16 protein-coding genes are annotated in these 16,736 nt (G+C 63.0%); 1 reads left to right on the top strand and 15 read right to left on the bottom strand.

The features are described 5' to 3' along the window. Positions 1–17 precede the first annotated feature (17 nt). The 12 genes from mtaB to NUW12_03350 form a co-directional block, all read right to left on the bottom strand. Positions 18–1,412, bottom strand: a complete 1,395-nt coding sequence (mtaB, locus tag NUW12_03295) for a tRNA (N(6)-L-threonylcarbamoyladenosine(37)-C(2))-methylthiotransferase MtaB (protein MCR4401796.1) — start codon at positions 1,410–1,412, stop codon at positions 18–20. Beyond that, positions 1,413–2,198, bottom strand: a complete 786-nt coding sequence (locus NUW12_03300) for a 16S rRNA (uracil(1498)-N(3))-methyltransferase (protein MCR4401797.1) — start codon at positions 2,196–2,198, stop codon at positions 1,413–1,415. Continuing rightward, on the bottom strand, positions 2,191–3,342 hold the full coding sequence (gene dnaJ, locus NUW12_03305) for a molecular chaperone DnaJ (GenBank protein MCR4401798.1): 1,152 nt from the start codon (positions 3,340–3,342) through the stop codon (positions 2,191–2,193). Before dnaJ ends, NUW12_03300 begins: the two co-directional genes overlap by 8 nt. Before the next feature lie 46 nt (positions 3,343–3,388). Continuing rightward, positions 3,389–5,272, bottom strand: a complete 1,884-nt coding sequence (gene dnaK, locus NUW12_03310; GenBank protein ID MCR4401799.1) for a molecular chaperone DnaK — start codon at positions 5,270–5,272, stop codon at positions 3,389–3,391. Positions 5,273–5,418: 146 nt separating this feature from the next. After that, the gene (locus NUW12_03315; GenBank protein ID MCR4401800.1) at positions 5,419–6,129 is read right to left on the bottom strand and encodes a nucleotide exchange factor GrpE; all 711 of its coding nucleotides are present in this window, start codon (positions 6,127–6,129) and stop codon (positions 5,419–5,421) included. Continuing rightward, positions 6,126–7,688, bottom strand: a complete 1,563-nt coding sequence (locus NUW12_03320) for a TCP-1/cpn60 chaperonin family protein (GenBank protein ID MCR4401801.1) — start codon at positions 7,686–7,688, stop codon at positions 6,126–6,128. Before NUW12_03320 ends, NUW12_03315 begins: the two co-directional genes overlap by 4 nt. Before the next feature lie 99 nt (positions 7,689–7,787). Then, the gene (gene hrcA / locus NUW12_03325) at positions 7,788–8,837 is read right to left on the bottom strand and encodes a heat-inducible transcriptional repressor HrcA (GenBank protein ID MCR4401802.1); all 1,050 of its coding nucleotides are present in this window, start codon (positions 8,835–8,837) and stop codon (positions 7,788–7,790) included. Positions 8,838–9,121: 284 nt separating this feature from the next. Beyond that, on the bottom strand, positions 9,122–9,547 hold the full coding sequence (locus NUW12_03330; protein MCR4401803.1) for a hypothetical protein: 426 nt from the start codon (positions 9,545–9,547) through the stop codon (positions 9,122–9,124). Between the two features lie 27 nt (positions 9,548–9,574). Further along, positions 9,575–10,096 carry a hypothetical protein gene (locus NUW12_03335; protein ID MCR4401804.1) on the bottom strand — a complete coding sequence of 174 codons (522 nt, stop codon included), beginning with the start codon at positions 10,094–10,096 and terminating at the stop codon, positions 9,575–9,577. Further along, entirely contained in the window at positions 10,093–11,418 is a 1,326-nt protein-coding gene (locus NUW12_03340; protein MCR4401805.1) for a stage II sporulation protein P, read from the bottom strand. Before NUW12_03340 ends, NUW12_03335 begins: the two co-directional genes overlap by 4 nt. A gap of 147 nt (positions 11,419–11,565) precedes the next feature. After that, complete coding sequence (gene gpr, locus NUW12_03345; protein MCR4401806.1) at positions 11,566–12,636, bottom strand: GPR endopeptidase; 1,071 nt, start codon at positions 12,634–12,636, stop codon at positions 11,566–11,568. Between the two features lie 48 nt (positions 12,637–12,684). Further along, positions 12,685–13,062 carry a phage holin family protein gene (locus tag NUW12_03350; protein ID MCR4401807.1) on the bottom strand — a complete coding sequence of 126 codons (378 nt, stop codon included), beginning with the start codon at positions 13,060–13,062 and terminating at the stop codon, positions 12,685–12,687. A 219-nt stretch (positions 13,063–13,281) separates the two neighbouring features. On the opposite strand from NUW12_03350, the gene rpsT reads away from it, so the two are divergent. Next, positions 13,282–13,560 (top strand): 30S ribosomal protein S20, encoded by a 279-nt coding sequence (gene rpsT / locus NUW12_03355; GenBank protein MCR4401808.1) that lies wholly within the window; start codon positions 13,282–13,284, stop codon positions 13,558–13,560. Positions 13,561–13,741: 181 nt separating this feature from the next. Here the strand turns inward: rpsT and holA are convergent, their stop codons facing one another. The 3 genes from holA to NUW12_03370 form a co-directional block, all read right to left on the bottom strand. Beyond that, the gene (gene holA / locus NUW12_03360; protein MCR4401809.1) at positions 13,742–14,818 is read right to left on the bottom strand and encodes a DNA polymerase III subunit delta; all 1,077 of its coding nucleotides are present in this window, start codon (positions 14,816–14,818) and stop codon (positions 13,742–13,744) included. A gap of 90 nt (positions 14,819–14,908) precedes the next feature. Then, positions 14,909–15,670, bottom strand: a complete 762-nt coding sequence (locus NUW12_03365; GenBank protein MCR4401810.1) for a carbohydrate ABC transporter permease — start codon at positions 15,668–15,670, stop codon at positions 14,909–14,911. Between the two features lie 139 nt (positions 15,671–15,809). Beyond that, positions 15,810–16,730 carry a sugar ABC transporter permease gene (locus NUW12_03370; protein ID MCR4401811.1) on the bottom strand — a complete coding sequence of 307 codons (921 nt, stop codon included), beginning with the start codon at positions 16,728–16,730 and terminating at the stop codon, positions 15,810–15,812. Positions 16,731–16,736: the final 6 nt, after the last annotated feature.

Genomic DNA, 16,736 nt, shown 5'->3' on the forward strand with positions numbered 1-16,736 from the left:
AGTCCCCCCCTCGTCAGTTATAAGTTCTCCCTGACCGTCCCCGATCCTCCCTGTGAGCCCACAGGTGGAGAAAGTCTTCTCGCGGTCACCCCATCCGGACAGGCACCCACGACGGTCACGGGAACGATGTCCCCGATCTCGCTCGCGCGGGTCGCCTCCTCTAGCAACTGGATCCTCACGTAGGTGCTTCCTAGACCCTCCACGACGACGCGATCGCCTCGCTCCCGACCCTCCACGAGGACGTCCTCACGTAGTCCTACCAGGCTCTTGTGGAACCTGAACCCAAGCTCGCGACCCAGCGCTATCATGGCCTCGCTTCGTGCGTGTTTTGTGGCGTGGTCCACCTGAGGCGTCATGCGCGCGGCGCGAGTGCCAGGCCTGGGGGAGTACGCAAACACGTGCATCTTCGTAAATCCGACGCGCCTCGCAAACTCGAACGAGCGCGCAAACCTCTCCTCGGTTTCGCCCGGAAAGCCGACCATCACATCGGTAGTGATCCCCACGGGGGAGATCGCGTCCCGAATCCGGGCTATTACACGCTCGTAGTCGGACGTCCGGTATCTCCTGTTCATCATGACTAGGACCTCGTTGTCGCCGCTCTGAAGAGGTATGTGGAAGTGCTTCGCCACCCTAGGGAGGGAGGCCACGGCCCTTATCAGAGGCTCGTCCACGTCAAGGGGCTCCACCGAGCTCAGCCTCACCCGACCGAGACCCTCCACCTCGTGTACGCGCTCCACGAGCCACGCGAGGCCCGGCCTGTCACCGGTGTCCAGCGGGTCCAGGTCCTTTCCGTACGCGCCCAGGTGGATACCGGTCAGGACGATCTCTTTGTAGCCTGAGTTCACAAACCTTCGTACCTCTGATAGTACACACTCCGGACGGCGGCTCCTTGACGCCCCACGGGCGTGTGGGACCCTACAGTAAGAGCAGAACTCATCGCATCCCTCCTGGACCTTGATGAACGCGCGGGTCCTGGCGCGCGCCCCCGCAGCGACGGGAAGCTCCTCGAAGCGGCCGCTGGGGCGACCCCGCCCTACCTCGACCACGGGTCCCCCTCCGTCCAGGACCCGCTCGACCAGGTCCACGAGTCGTCCCCTCTCCAGAATCCCCGCCACTACGTCCACGCCAGGTATGGCGGCGACCTCCTCGGGTGCTACCTGCGCGTAACATCCAACAACGGCGACCACCGCCGACGGATTCCGGCGCCTTGCCCGGCGGATGGCCTGCCTTGATTTCTTCTCACTCGCGCTCGTGACGGTGCACGTGTTTATGCAGTATACGTCCGCCGCAGAATCGAAGTCCACTATGTCGTAACCGCGCTCCCGGAAGAGCGTGGCCAGGCTTTCGGTATCGCACTGGTTCACCTTGCACCCCAAGGTGAAGAAGGCGCATTTTCGTGCACTCGAAGGCAATTACCCCATCTCCCCGGCCTCGTACAGGACGATGGACGCGACCACGAGCCCCGCCGTCTCCGTCCTCAGTATCCTCGGACCGAGCCCACACGTCACTGCTCCCAACTCCACTGCCTGGGCGACTTCCTCTCTAGAAAACCCGCCCTCTGGCCCGATCAGGATCACTATGTCCCGGGCATGAGAACACCCCTTGACAACGTCGCGGATGCCCCTCGATCTCTCCAGCTCCCAGGGCATCAGCACAAGCCGACTACCGGGAGCACCTTCTCCCGACCCTGACATGGAAGCCGTCCGCCTGACGGCGTCTAGGAAGCTCTCTATGGCGAGGACGTCCGGCACGCGCTGCCTCCCGGACTGCCGTGAGGCCTCGCGAGCGATCCGCCTCCACCTCTCCAACCGCTTCGCGGCTCCCGCCTGGTCCGGCCGAGCCACTGTGCGCTCCGTGACCACCGGGACGAAGCGGCTGACCCCGATCTCAGTGTTCTTCCTGACGACTTCGTCCATCTTGTCCCCTTTGGGCAGCCCCTGGACGATGGTAATGAATACAGAGGGCTCGCGGCATACGTCGCTGCCCTCTGCCAAGACCACCAACACCTCATCGGCCCGGGCCGCCGCGATAAGCCCGCGGTGCTCGATCCCGGCCCCGTCAACAGCAGCGATCTCATCGCCGGGCCCGAGTCTCAGGACGCGGAGAATGTGGCGGGCGTCCTGGCCTGTTATTGCAACCGTGGATCCGGGTACGGCGACCCCCGGCACGAAGAACCTCGGACGTTCTCGGTCACGCATGGCGCTCCCAGGCGTCGCGGACCTTCTGGAAGAAGCCTCTTGGTTCGTCATCGGCTCTATTGCCGCCGCGCAGTTTGGAAAGCTCGCGGATGAGCTCTTTCTCTTTCTCCGTGAGCCTCGTGGGAGTCACCACCCTCACCCTCACGTATTGGTCCCCGCGTGAACCGCCGCGCACGTCCGGAATACCCTTCCCCCGCAAGCGGAAGGCCGTGCCGGTCTGAGTCCCTTCAGGGACGCGGAGCGTGGCCCTGCCTTCGAGCGCGGGAACCTCCACCTCGTCACCGAGAGCTGCTTGCCAGATGCTTATGGGTATCTCGCACACTATGTCGTTGCCGTCTCGCTGGAATACCTCATGAGGCCTCACGGTTATGAACACGAACAGGTCGCCTGGCGGCCCGCCCCGTAGACCCGCTTCTCCCTCGCCTGCCACCCGCACGCGCATCCCGGAGTCGACCCCTGCGGGGACTTTCACCCTTATCTTCTTGCGCTTGCGTACCCTGCCGCGTCCCTGGCACGCCGAGCACGGCGAATCGATCACCCTGCCTTCGCCTCCACACCGAGGGCACGTCGTGATGCTCGTGAACCTTCCGAACGCGGTGGTCCGCACCTGGGCTGTCTGGCCCCGGCCTCCACACACCGGACACGTGATGGGCGAGGTCCCGGGTTTGGCGCCGGTGCCGCCGCAAGTCGGGCAAGCCTCCAGCCGCACCACCTCGATGTCCCTCTCCAGACCGAAGGCGGCCTCCTCCAGGGAGATCTCGAGATCATATCGGAGGTCGGCACCTCTCTCCGGACCCGGTCTTGCGGCCCTCTGTGCGCCGAAACCGCCTCCGAAGAACATGTCGAAGATGCTGTCGAACGAGGTGCCGAAGTCTCCGAAATCCCAACCGCCCATGCCTCCACCCGGTCCTGCGCCTGCCCCATCCGCGGCATGGCCGAACTGGTCGTACTGACGGCGCTTTTCGGGGTCGGAGAGCACCTCGTACGCCTCGTTGATCTCCTTGAACTTCTCCTCAGCGGACGGATCCTCTTTGTTCATGTCTGGGTGGTACTTCCTCGCAAGCTTCCGGAAGGCCTTCTTGATCTCCTCCTGGCTTGCGTTCCTGTCCACACCCAAGACTTCATAGTAATCGCGCTTTGCCAACTTTCACACCCCTGAGCATGCGGCAACCGGGCCGCAAGATGGGGGCCTACTCGTCCTTGACCTCTTTGTACTCGGCGTCGATCACGTCATCTCGCCCGCCAGACTTTGCCCGTGAAGACCCTTCGGGACCGCCGCTCGCCGCCCCCGTCGTGTCCCGGCCGCCAGCGCCGTCGCCTGCGGAGCCCGTCCCCGCCTGGGCACGGCTGTACATGGTGGTCGTCACTTCGTGGAGCGCTGCGAGAAGCTCATCCTTGCGTGCCTTGATGGCGGCGATGTCCTTTCCCGCCAGAGCGGAACGCAGGTCTTCTTTCGCCCTCTCGACCTTGCTCGCCTGATCGGCCGAGATCTTGTCCTTGTGCTCCTTGAGAGTCTTCTCACACGTGTATACGAGCGAGTCGGCCTCGTTCCGGAGCTCCGCCTCTTCGCGCCTGCGCTTGTCTTCCTCGGCGTGCGACTCCGCCTCCTTGACCATCCGCTCGATGTCCTCGCGCGACACGCCGCTGGAAGAAGTGATGGTGATTTTCTGCTCCCTGCCCGTTCCCAGATCCTTGGCTGACACGTGGACGATGCCGTTCACGTCTATGTCGAAAGCCACCTCGATCTGTGGAACCCCTCGAGGCGCGGGAGGTATCCCCGTGAGCTGGAACTTGCCAAGGGACACGTTGTCGGCCGCCATGGGTCGCTCGCCCTGCAGCACGTTGATCTCCACGGTGGTCTGGTTGTCGGCCGCGGTCGAGAATATCTGTTTCTTGGTTGTTGGTATGGTGGTGTTGCGCTCGATCAGCTTCGTGAACACTCCTCCGAGCGTCTCGATGCCGAGGGAGAGCGGGGTGACGTCCAGGAGCAGCACGTCGTGCACTTCGCCCGCCAACACGCCCGCCTGAATGGCCGCCCCCAGCGCCACGACCTCATCGGGGTTCACGCCCTTGTGAGGCTCCTTGCCGATGAGCTCCTTGATCGCCCTCTGAACCGCCGGCATTCTGGTCTGGCCGCCAACGAGGATGACCTTGTCAATGTCTTTCGGCTCGAGCCCCGCGTCCGCAAGAGCCCTCCGGGTCGGACCGAGAGTCTTCTCGACAAGGTCCTGCGTTAGCTCCTCGAGTTTTGCCCTGGTTAGCGTCATGTCGAGGTGGAGAGGCTGGCCGCTCGCGTCGGCCGCAATGAACGGCAGGTTGATACTGGCGGTTAGAAGACCCGACAGCTCTATCTTGGCCTTCTCTGCCGCCTCCGTGAGCCGCTGGAGGGCTACCCTGTCCTTGCGGAGATCGAGACCGTGTTGCTTCATGAACTCGTCGGCCACGTAGTCCACGATCTTCCTGTCGAAGTCGTCCCCACCAAGAAGGTTGTTCCCCGAGGTGGCCTTCACTTCGAACACGCCATCCCCAAGCTCCAGAATGGATACGTCGAACGTGCCGCCGCCCAGGTCGAACACAAGGATCGTGTGGTCCTGGCCTTTGTCGAGCCCGTACGCCAGTGCGGCCGCGGTGGGCTCGTTGATGATCCGAAGGACCTCAAGACCCGCGATTCTCCCGGCATCCTTAGTCGCTTGGCGTTGAGCGTCCGTGAAGTACGCAGGCACTGTTATGACGGCTTTCTCGATCCTCTCTCCGAGGTACGCCTCGGCGTCCTCCTTGAGCTTACGGAGGATCATCGCGGATACCTCTTGAGGGGTGTACTCTTTGTCGTCTATCTTCACCCTGTAGGTCGTGCCCATCTTCCTCTTGATAGACAGGATGGTCCTCTCAGGATTGACGACGGCCTGTCTCTTGGCCACCTGGCCAACCATCCTCTCCCCTGTCTTGGAAAAGGCCACAGCCGAGGGAGTGAGCCTCGAACCTTCAGCGTTCGGGATCACCTTGGCCTCGCCGCCCTCCATCACGGCGATGACTGAGTTGGTGGTTCCGAGGTCTATTCCTACCACTCGTGACATCGTCTTACCCCCTCATCCGCGCACTATCTCGCAGTATTCAAACACACTCCAGCCATGAAGCGCTGCCTCGCGCAAAGCCCACCCCTTTCCGGCATGCCCTGCAGTCGCGTCTCATGCGCTTCCGCAGGCACGGCCGGTCGAGCCGCCTAGGCCCGTTCGCCTTTCGCGTCGTCGTCATCTCCGCCCGCTACGCGAGCGTCCCGTCCTTCGCCCGCCTGTCCGGCGTCTCCCGCCTGGCCATCGCCCTCGGCCGGACCCGTCCCGATCTCGGCCGCGGCGCCTTCTTGACCCTCCAGGGCGGGGCGGCACGCAACCGTGACAAGCGCCGGTCTCACGACCCGACGCTCTGACGCGTATCCCCGCTGAATCTCCTCGAGGACTGTGCCCTCTTCGGCCTCAACGGTAGCCACCCTCAAGACCGCCTCGTGCCTCATGGGGTCAAACTGCTCCCCCGCAGCAGGAATCGGCCTTATGCCCTGCCTGCTGAGAAACTCCAGAAACTTGCCCATGACTAGGTCCAGCCCTTGCGCTATGCTTTGGTCAGCCGCGCTGGTCTTAGCGTGTTTCACTGCCCGCTCCAGGCTATCGAGAGCGGGAAGCATGTCTCTCACCACGGACTCCACGACCGCGTCGCGGAGATCCGCCTGCTCCCGCGCGACACGCTTCTTGAAGTTCTCCAGGTCGGCCTGGGCCCGTTGCCAGCCCGCAAGGAACTTCTCTTTGAGCGCCGTCTCCTGTCGAAGCAAGTCCTCGAGGGCAGCCCCGTTCTCTCCCGTGTCGCACCCTCTCGCGGCTTCCTCCCCGCCTGTCGCGTCGTCGGGCTTGCGGCCCTCCGTCTCAAACGGCTCCCCGATCACATCCCCGCCTCCTTCGCCTCACCCGACTGATCCTCTCTCTTTTTTACTATCCTGTCAATCCTGAGCACGGCCTCTCCTACTTCGGCCGCTGCTCTCAAGGCGTTGAGCTTCACTTGAGCAGGGTCGACCACCCCGAGGGACAACATGTCTGCTACTGCGCCTGTATCGCAGTCTACTGCGAGGCTGTCGTTCCCACTCGCCGCCTGAGCCGTTATGGCCTCCTCGACTTTCTCGAGGGGGTTGTACCCCGCGTTTTGTACGATTTGAGCGAGGGGGCGTTTCAGCGCAGCCAACACACAATCCACTCCGTAGGCTGCCATGCCTTTCACCTCTCGCCTAACGGAGGCAAGAGACCTCGCCGCAGCGATCTCGGCAGCTCCGCCACCGGGGACGATCCCACCTCTTACCGCCGCCTGAACCGCGCACACGGCATCATGGGCTATCCGCTCACGCTCCTCCACTACGTCACTCGTGGAGGCACCCACGACCATCGTGGCCATCGGCCTCCCACGACCCCCGACTATTCTGACCTCCGAGACCCTCTCGTCCTCGAAGACTCTCTCTGCCGCCCCTAGGACCCTCTCCATCTCGCTTGAGGACCGGGCGATCCACGAGCGCTTCACCAGGCGAGCGCCTGTGTGCTCCGCAGCCCTTCGCAGGTCCCGCCACGACATCCGCGTGACGACGACGACTCCCGCGTCCACGAGCATGTCCTCTGCGATGTCGGCAAGGCCGCCACTTACGAGGATGACGTTGATTCCGCACTCTACGAGCTGCCTCAGATTGCGTTCGAACCCCTCTTTCAGGGAGAAGTGCTTCTCGATCCCCCGTTCTGTGGCGAGGGCGCCCTCATCTACCCGCTCCGGCTCGAGCGCGTCGTCCAGCGCAAGGATCCTGGCCGGAGCCACGCTTGCGGGCATGTGTCTGCTGTGCCTCGCCTTCCTGACGATCACACCCCTGAACACTTCGCTCCTCGCTCCCTCCTCCGCGACTATTGCGTCACGAAGGTTGAACGCCGGGTCAAGGAGGTTATCCAACCCAACCACCTTGGCGGCTTCCACGGCCAGCGCAGCTATGTCCTCATGACCTCTGCCTGCGGTGTTCGCCACGCGTACCAGCCAAGGATCGCAAAGCCCCTGAATCGGTCGGGCGGAACGCTCCAGCGCCTCAATGGCGGCCCTCGCCCCGATCCTCACGCCCTCAATCAGACGCGGCACCGGGACGCCGTCGGCCACCATGTCAAGCCCGGCCTGCACGAGGGCGCTAGCCATGATCGTGGCGGTGGTCGTGCCGTCGCCTATCTCTTCATGCTGAGCCCGGGCGATGTTGATGAGCATCCTCGCGGCGGGATGGGTGGCCTCCATGCGCTCGAGTATGGTCCACCCATCGTTGGTCACGACCACGTCCCCCAGTCTATCAACGAGCATGGTGTCGAGGCCTTTGGGACCGATCGTTCCCTCGACCGCCGACGCAACCGCTCGAAGCGCGGAAGCATTCGAGAGGAGAGCAGCTATCCTCTCATTCCCGCCGGTGTCGTTCGTCGTGCGCTGTTCGCTCAAGAGAACCCCTCTTTCCCTGAAAGAGTTTCATGGGGCTAAGCTAGCCTTAACCCCATGCGTCGAAGGCCACTGATGGCACTCGGCACCCACCTGGATACGTCACATGACGAGGATTCTCGTGAGGACATCCCCAAGGTTCTCCGCGACGAACTCGACCAGCGCCACCACCCGCGAGTAGTGCATGCGGGTCGGGCCGACGACCCCGAGCGCGCCCATGGGGATGCCCCGGACTTCGTATGGCGCGCTCACCATGCTGCATGAATTCATGCTTGGATGCCCCGCCTCTCGGCCGATGGTGACCGTTACACCCGTGGCCCCCACAGCGCCGGAGAGAAGTCCGTGGAGAGCCTCTTCTTCCGCGAGGAACTCCAGCACGGTCCTGGCCTTCGAGACGTCCTGAAACTCGGGCTGTTCGAGGAGGTTCACCTGGCCATCGGCGTATACCTGTTCCTCACGATTGTCTTCGAGGGACTGAGCGATTGCCTCCATCGTGGCGTCGATGAAGCTGTTGTACTCATCGAGCTCCGCTTTGATCTCGCGCAGGAGCGATGTTCCGATACGGGAGAGCGGAAGGTTCACCAGCCGCGAATTCAGGAACTCAGCGATGCGAGCGAGTTGGGCGCCGGTCAGAGGATGCCCCGTGGCGATGAGATGTGTACGCACGAACCCTGGGTCAGTGACCAGCACGACCAGGACGTTTCGCGTGTCCACCGGAAGAATCTCGATGCGTCTGAACACCCCGGCCTTCGAGATCGGGGACAGCACGAAGGCGGCGTACCTGGATAGATGCGCCAAAATCCTCGCCGTCTCCTCTATGATGAGGTTGATCTCTCGGCGCTTTTCGGCCAGAGCCCGCCTGATGCGCCCCCTCTCCTCTTCAGACACGGGCCTCTGCTTCATGATGAAGTCAACGTAGAAACGGTATCCCTTCTCGGAGGGGATGCGCCCCGAGGAGGTGTGGGGCTGTTCAAGGTAGCCCGACTCCTCCAGGTCCGCCATCTCGTTTCTGATGGTGGCGGGGCTTACGCCCAGGTTGTATCTACGGGCGATCGTGCGGGACCCCACCGGTTCCGCAGTATGGATGTAATCGTCGGTGACTGCTTCCAGTATCCGCCTCTTTCTGGCGTCCATGACATGCTGGAAGCTCATCAGGTTTCCTCCTTATGTCAGCCTTCGCATTAGCACTCGCACCACCTGAGTGCTAAGCCCTCGCGATAAAGATATCACCCTATTTCGCCCTTTGTCAAGCGAGTTTTCTGCCCCGGTGGCATCGTTGACGAGCTCGCGCTCCTCCAGACCGCGGCGCCCTTGACCTCAGTGGTCCACGTTTGTCGTGGCATCGCCCCATCTCACCGCGGCGGACGTCGCGCTTCCGACGCGATTCTATAGCTCCTGTCTCACTTCCGCAGCCTGTCCCCGATAGCAGACCGACGCTAGAGGGCACGCAGAAAGAACGCCGTCAAGCCTAGGATCGCGAGCACCTGGGTGAGAACGCCCCATGGGGGCGCGAGGCGTCCGTGCCTAATCACCCCGCTGTGACTGGGAAACACGAGCCGGAGCCGTCCGTGCGGAGTGTACGCTCCGGGGAACACAAACGCCGCGGCGACCTCCAGATCCGGCAGCACGGCCCCCAAGCCGCCCGCTGTCGCGCGCACGTCCGCGCCCGCAGCCAGAAGGCCGAGGGCTACAAGGAGCGAGCAGGCGACGTCGAGCGCACCCTGAACCGCGCGGCTGTAGTCCGAGTGAGGCACATAATCCAGCACGGCATGGCTCACCAGCCCTGCCGCCGCCGCGAGAACAGGGCTTGGCGTGGCCACCCCGATGATAGCGCCCGCTATGAAATGCGTTGTGCAATACACCCCTCCACTCTCCTCCTTTGAGCGGAATCAGCCCGCGGACCCCTGCGACTCCCTCTGTTCACCAATGGGCGTCGCGATGACCCGTTCGCCGCGCGAGACTCCGTCCCCTTCAGCGTCCGGTGCACTCGAGGGCACAACCGGACTCGAGAGCACAACGCGGTCCCCGCCGGAGCTAGAGGGGTCGCCCAGGCGGCCAAGCCACCCGCCAAAGCGCGTGAGAACCCGTAGCGTCGCTCGAGTAGTGCGCCTTGTGGCTGAAGCCAGCCACCTGGCGCACTCGCTCGCCGCGAGGAATGCACGGAGTCGGGCTCGCCGCGCGAAGGCAAGCTCATCCTCGATGTCGAGACGGCAGGACTTGCCAAGCAGGAAGACGACGTATGCATGACCGTCATTCTCGCGCTCAACGCCAACGCACGGCGCAGGCATGTCCACGCCACGGAGGTCGGCCTCGGCCCGCTGCGCAAGGTTGAGTCCGAGGGCGACGAGCACGCCGAAAAGGCAGACGAATGCGGCCCAGCTCGCTGTCGCAACGCCGGGGATCCGCCTCATCTCTGGATGTCCTCCAGCACGCAGGCGACCACGTCCGCAAGGAGGGTCGCCGCGCGCTCCGCTTCCTGTCTAGTGTTCTGCTCGCACCCGATCTCGAGGATGACTGCCCTGCTGTGGACGTGCTGGTTCCACCTGGCGTCGTCCCGCACGTTGATCCCCCTTGAAAGTCCTGGGTACATCTCATCCATTTTCGCGTTGAGATAATACGCAAACGCCAGGTTTTCGCGCCAATTCGGGTGGGGGAGTCCGAAGCGGTCCGTCGTGACCACTATGAACACTCTTGCGGCTTTCTGGCCGTCTATCTCCACTGTGGGCGACGCCGAGATCCCTGCGGTTCCGGCATCCCGGTGAACGTCGAATACCATCTCTATCGTGGGGTGTTCCTTCAGCACGGAGGAAACCGTCTCATGGGAGTTGATGTACGCCTCCCTCCACACCGGGTAGTCGTGGATCTTCCGCGAGTGGAGCACTGGGATGCCGTACTTCTCCGAAAGCGCCTTGGCGAGCTCCGCGCCCACAGAGATCACGCCTTCCTCGCTTCCCCACACGTGATCCGCTCCAGAAGTGAGCCTATATGCTTCCGAACTATGTGAGTGGTAGATGAACACCAGGGGCTTACTGCCCCATCCCCGCGTCTGGGCTCGCAGCCGCGTAGAGCCGCTTTGGTCCGACGGCAGCGGACGCGGAATCACGACGGCCGGCGGCGCAGGTTCTCGTTGCGGCAATGGCGCCTCGACCCCTCCCGGCGGATCCTCCGGCGTGGTCCCCTCATCTAGACGGCCGGGCTGTTCCCCGGCAGACGACTGTGTGGGGCTGACTGAGCCTCCCGTGGGCTCGCTCGTCGCAGTGCTCGCTGAGGGCCTCGCTGCAGGGAGGTACCCGGGAATGCCGACGGAAAGAAACGTCCTTGGGTCCTCGAGGTCCGCCGCGGAGAGCGTCAGCAACAGGGAGAGGAGGCGTGCAGGCATGGGTCCCGAAGACGTTCTCGTTTCTGTCATCCGGACCCGCGCGAACATGGGAATGGCGGTCTCAACGAGCCCGTAGGGAGCCATGAAGTCAACCGCGGCCCGGGCCTCTCGAACAAGCCTTCGCTCGCCTTCCACCAGGAATCCGCTGAAAGCAGGGAGGATCCCTCCACGCCGCGAGCCAGTCCGGACCTCCAAGAGACCGGCCACACCCATGCCGAGGCCCACGAGGAGGACGGCCAAATAGACAAGCGCGGGCCCCCACGGGTTCCTGACAGATTGGAACGGAGAACGGCTCCTGCGCGCGCCCCTGCGAATTCGCCAAGACCACCTGCGGCTCCCCCACACCCATCTCATGTCGACGTACCTCCGGCCCGGCAACGGGGACCCTTGCCTGTCCAGTCGGCGGTGGGCGGACATCGCCCATTCCTCGACTCATCTATATGTCGTGGGCGGGCGATCTAGACTTGAGCCCCTTCCCCGAAAGGCGCGGCCCCGCAGAGGTCACGAGAGGTAGGCCAACACCTTGTCCCAGTCCATGGACGGATGGAGCGCGGCGTTGAGCCCTGCCGCGACGACCGTGGCGAGGTCTTCCACGAGATCGTCGATCTCCTTGGGCGTCACGACCAGGGATCCAAAGTAAGGTGCGAGCATGCGGGAAAGGAACTGCCGCCTCTGGGCCTCCTCCGGGAAGCCTTGACCTGGGCCCGCCCCAGGCGCCCGCCCCTGCCCCTGCACGAAGCCCATGGCGTCGAGGGCTATGGTCTCCGCGGCCACGACAGTTGGCACACCCACGGCGATCACGGGCACGCCAAGGCTGTCTCTGGTGATCCCGAGGCGCTTGTTCCCCACGCCGGATCCGGGTCTGATGCCCGTGTCTCCCATCTGAATCGTAGCGCCCAGACGGCTCGTGGACATGGAAGCGAGCGCGTCGACGACCACAACCAGATCCGGCCTCACGTTGCTTACGACACCCCTTATGATCTCCCCCGTCTCAATCCCGGTGAGCCCGAGCACGCCTGGGGCGATGGCGCACACGGGTCTCATACCGCCCCGTAGCTCAGGCGGGACGAGGCTGTGCAGGTGCCGTGTGACCGTGAGGTACTGAACCGTGCGCGGTCCGAGGGCGTCAGGTGTGGCCTGCCAGTTGCCCAAGCCGGCTACGAGCACTGTAGCCTCGGGCGCTATAGGAGCGAGCCTGAGGAACTCCCGGGCGAAGGTTTGAGCGAGGTCTTCCTGCACCTCCTTGCTTTGGCTTCGTAGATGTGGAGACTCAATCGTCACGTAGTTGCCGCGCACCTTTCCGAGTGCGCGCTCCGCTTCCTCGGTCATGACTCTCACACGGGTTACCGTAGCGTACCGGGTTCTCTCCGTCTCCGATAGGACCCCCGGAACCTCCGCGCCCGTCCTCCGCGCGACGAATTCGTGCGCCTCTACCGCGAGGTCTGTCCGGACGCCCGGGGACCCCCAGCCAGCTTCAACTTGCCCCGTGCGTGGTTCCGCCTCACGTGCCCTCGGGACCCTGGGGCCGTGTCTCCTTGCCGTTCTCGTCCTGCTTCCACCTGATAGTCGCATTCGGCATCACTTCCCGCTCTCGTAGTTCGGGTAGGTCTCGTGAGTGGATCACCGCTGCTTCGTTCCGTCCTCCTGCGGGCGAGCTGAATCCGTTGGTGGCGGCGATTCCACCTGCACCAGGAGATCGGTGAGCCCCACCACTGCTCCAGCGAGGAGAACGCCGCCCACGGGCACGGTCATCCCCGGAACGAAGAACTGCGTGAAATGGGCTGCCGCAGCGGTCGTCAGGAACCCCACGACCGCCCGACCTTCGTTTCGCAACCGGCGTGCGAAGAGGGTCTCCAAGACGTACCCCGCGGCAGCGGCGCATGCGCCAGCCGGAATCGCGCCCGAAAACCCGCCCGCTGCAAAGCCCGGGATTACGTAACTCAGGCATAGGAGGGTGACCGTGCACGCGAGGAACCTCGCCGCGGCTCCGAACAACACTTCCTCTACCCCCGCACTCACGGTGCAAGGTGCGCCGGACTCCGTGGTCGTCGCTCGTGTCGTATCTTTCCCGATGACGCGTCTTCGTATCCGCCGTGCGGCACCGTACCTGCGGCAAGTCCCACGTTTGCGTCACGTGATCGAGACGTGTTGCAGTCCCGGACGGCTCATGGTAGAATTGGTTTCGTGATCGGCCAAGTCGCAAGGAGGTTGAGGTGTTTGCCTAACATCAAGTCGGCAGAGAAACGAGTGAAAACCACACGGGTGCGGACCCTGCGTAACGCCTCCGTGAAGAGCGCCCTGAAGACCGCGGTGAAGAAGTACGAGGCGCAGCTCGCCCAGGCAGATCGGCCGGCGGCCGAGGCTGCGCTGCGCAAGGCCATAAGCGCCATAGACAAGGCGGAGAAGAAAGGCGTCATTCACAAGAACCAGGCTGCCAGGCGGAAATCCCGCCTGACGAAGAGCCTGGCTTCACTTACCGGAGCGGCGGAAGCCTAGGCTCTCAGGCACCAACAAGCGGGGTGTCTTGACTAGACGGCCTGGAGGTTGTGCGAGGTCGCGCGTGTACGGTCGAGCGCTGGGCAGACCGATGCCCGTCAGAGGCACCGAGAGTGGGGGCTTTCGAGGTCTTCCCGGCGCATGGTCGGGTCCCTGAAGCATCAGTCCCGTGGGCGGCTCGTCACGTGGGCTGGCGGCTGGGAACGCTAGGCGCCCTTTCAGCGCACAGCCGGGCGATGAGTCCCTCGATCATCACTCCCTCGGGCGCGGAGGAGGTCTTGAGACCGACATCCGTCTCAGCAAGGACCTCGAAGGTGTCCTCCAGCTCTTCTCGTGTGAAGTTCCTTGCTTGCCCGACATACTTGCGCACCATTGAGTCCTGCAGGCGAGTGGCGTCGGCGATCCTCTTGAGAGGTGCGCCCTCCTCTAGCAGGATTCTCGTCCTCAAGATGAGGCGTATCTGTCGAGCCACCATGGATAGGATACGCGTCGAAGGCTCTCCGAAGCTGAGAAGTCGGCGTGCGGCTGCTATGGCCTTCGCCCCATCCTTCGCTCCCAAAGCGTCCACGAGATCGAAAATGCCGAGGGCGGGCTCGCCCGCGGATGCCGCCATGACGTGCTCCAGCGTCACTTTCTGCTGTGGGCGGACGACAGCGCCTCTCGAGCTCGAGCTCTCAGGGGCTGCTACCCCCGCGTAGTTCCGAGCTTTCTCCATGGCTTCAGCGAGCCTCGCGGCGCTGGTTCCGATCGTCCGTACCAGATAGTCGCGAGCCTCACGGTCGAGATCGATCCCCTTGTCCCGCGCGTGCCTCGCGAGCCAGGACGCGGCCTCGTTATCGTACAGGGACCGATACCGCACGACCCTTCCGATCTCTGCGATGGCCCTGCACGCCGTCGTACGTTCGTCGACCGCTTCAGCGACAAGGATGACCACGCTCGTTCGAGGCATTCTGCGCAGAGCCTCCGCCAACGACTTCTGCTCGTCCGCTGAAAGCTCGTCAAATCCGCGAACCATGACCACGCGCCTCTCAGCAAACGCCGGCGGGGACAATACCGCGGCAACCACGGACTCGAGATCTGCCTCGCGGGCCCGGAACACCACGTAATTGAAGTCACGCGTGTCGGGGGCGAGGCACGCGTCTGCAATGGTCCTCGCGGCCTCATCGCGGAGATACCCCTCTTCACCGTAGAGGAGGTAGACCGGTCTCAGCCTTCCAGACCTTACGTCGGCGGCCAGTTCCCCTGGTCCAGAAGCCACCCTGGAATCACCCCGTTTCCATCTGCCCTCGGCCGCGCTGACCTCCATAATGCCATCCGGTCGGTGGATCGTCGGTGGGTCGTCGGCGGATCAGCTCTTCAGGCCAGTGCGCGCGATGCCTTGAATGAACTGCTTCTGCACGAAGAAGAACCCGATCACTACAGGCATTATAGCCATTGTGGATGCTGCCATCAACAGCGTGGGCACGGTCCCGTGTTCCTGCATGAACGTGGACAACCCCACCTGGATCGTGCGCATCTTGTCGGTGTTCGTCACGATGAGGGGCCATAGAAACGCGTTCCAACTCCCGATGAACGTGAACAGGCCGCACGTAATGAACACGGGCTTGGAAAGCGGGACTGTGACTCTCCAGAGGTACCCCAAGCGCGAGCATCCGTCTATCTGCGCCGCATCGTAAAGCTCTCTCGGGATGGTCTGGAAGAACTGCCGCATCAGGAATATGCCAAACACGCTCGCAAGCCACGGCACTATAAGGGCGTAATACGTGTCTATCCAGTCCAGCCTGAAGAGCAGAACATAGTTGGGGACGAGCGTCATCTGATCGGGGATCATCATGGTCCCCAAGAAGAGAGTGAAAATGACCTCTCGACCGAAGAAATCCATGGTCGCAAAGGCGTACGCGGCGAGCGCGGAGAACGTGAGCTGGCCGATTGTGGTGGCGGTCGCCACAAACGCGCTGTTGAGGAAGTACCTCGCGAAGGGCGCCTCGTTCCAGGCGTCCACGTAGTTCGACCACACGAGGCGCGACGGTATCCACCTGATGGGAACCGTGAATACTTCGCTGTAGTCCTTGAGCGACGTGGATATCATCCAGGCGAATGGGGCAAGCATCACAACCGAGCCTGCCAGGAGAAAAGCATGGATGGCGAAGGATCGTCCCAAGCGCACGGCCGCGGCGCGTCTGTCACGTCGTGACCTCGTCCGACGCGGTTTCGTAGTCATGCTCGACCACAATGGGCGTGTCCCCTCCTTACTGGTAGTGCACCCGTGAACCTATGTACTTGCGCTGAAGAAGCGTGAGAACGAAGATGATGACGAAAAGCGTGTAGGCCATGGCTGACGCGTACCCCATCTTGAAGTCCTCGAACCCGATCTTGTACAGGTAGTACACCACTACGAGAGTGCTCTTCAGCGGCCCTCCTCTCGTCATTACGTATACTTGGCTGAACACCTGGAACGATCCAATGACCGACACTATGAGCACGAAGAACGTTGTCGGCGACAGAAGGGGCCAGGTGATGTACCGGAACATCGACCAGCCTTTTGCCCCGTCTATCTGGGCCGCCTCATAGTACTCACTCGAAATGTTCTGAAGCCCCGCTAGGAATATCACGACGTTGTATCCGAGCCCCTTCCAGATGCTCATGAGGATGATGCACGGCATGGCCCACCTCGGATCAAGGAGCCACGATTGAATGGGAAGCCCAAGCCTATCAAGGAGGCCGTTCACGAGCCCGGAGTAATCAGGATGGTATATCCAGAACCAGACTATGGCCACGGCATTCGCGGCGGTGACGACAGGCAGGAAATACACCGTGCGGTACCACGCGAGCCCTCTGATCTTCTGATTGAGCAGCACAGCCACGAACAGCGCCACGGCCATGGACGTCGGGACAGTGCCCAAGACGTAGTACACCGTGTTCACCAGGGACGTCACGAAATCCGAGTCTCTCAGGAGGGCAGCGTAATTCGCCAGACCCACGAACTCGGGGTTTGGGCTGATGTAATTCCACTCAAGAAGGCTAACGTAGAACGCGTAGATGACCGGCGCGAAATGGAACGCCACGAGCACCGCCGTGGCAGGCAGAAGGTACAGGTAAGCGACGAGGGTCTCCCTTAAGTATTTGCTGCGCCTGGCTGAGCCACGTGCCCCGGACCGTGAAACCTGCAATTGACA

It is taken from the genome of Bacillota bacterium, assembly GCA_024653485.1.
Lineage (GTDB): Bacteria > Bacillota > SHA-98 > UBA4971 > UBA4971 > UBA6256.

What these genes read in the sequence shown, in the direction of transcription:
- NUW12_03365 (MCR4401810.1), bottom strand. Translation starts at nt 15,670, where the DNA reads ATGCTTGCCCCATTCGCCTGGATGATATCCACGTCGCTCAAGGACTAC.
- dnaK (MCR4401799.1), bottom strand. Translation starts at nt 5,272, where the DNA reads ATGTCACGAGTGGTAGGAATAGACCTCGGAACCACCAACTCAGTCATC.
- NUW12_03335 (MCR4401804.1), bottom strand. Translation starts at nt 10,096, where the DNA reads ATGAGGCGGATCCCCGGCGTTGCGACAGCGAGCTGGGCCGCATTCGTC.
- gpr (MCR4401806.1), bottom strand. Translation starts at nt 12,636, where the DNA reads ATGCGACTATCAGGTGGAAGCAGGACGAGAACGGCAAGGAGACACGGC.
- NUW12_03300 (MCR4401797.1), bottom strand. Translation starts at nt 2,198, where the DNA reads ATGCGTGACCGAGAACGTCCGAGGTTCTTCGTGCCGGGGGTCGCCGTA.
- hrcA (MCR4401802.1), bottom strand. Translation starts at nt 8,837, where the DNA reads ATGAGCTTCCAGCATGTCATGGACGCCAGAAAGAGGCGGATACTGGAA.
- NUW12_03340 (MCR4401805.1), bottom strand. Translation starts at nt 11,418, where the DNA reads ATGAGATGGGTGTGGGGGAGCCGCAGGTGGTCTTGGCGAATTCGCAGG.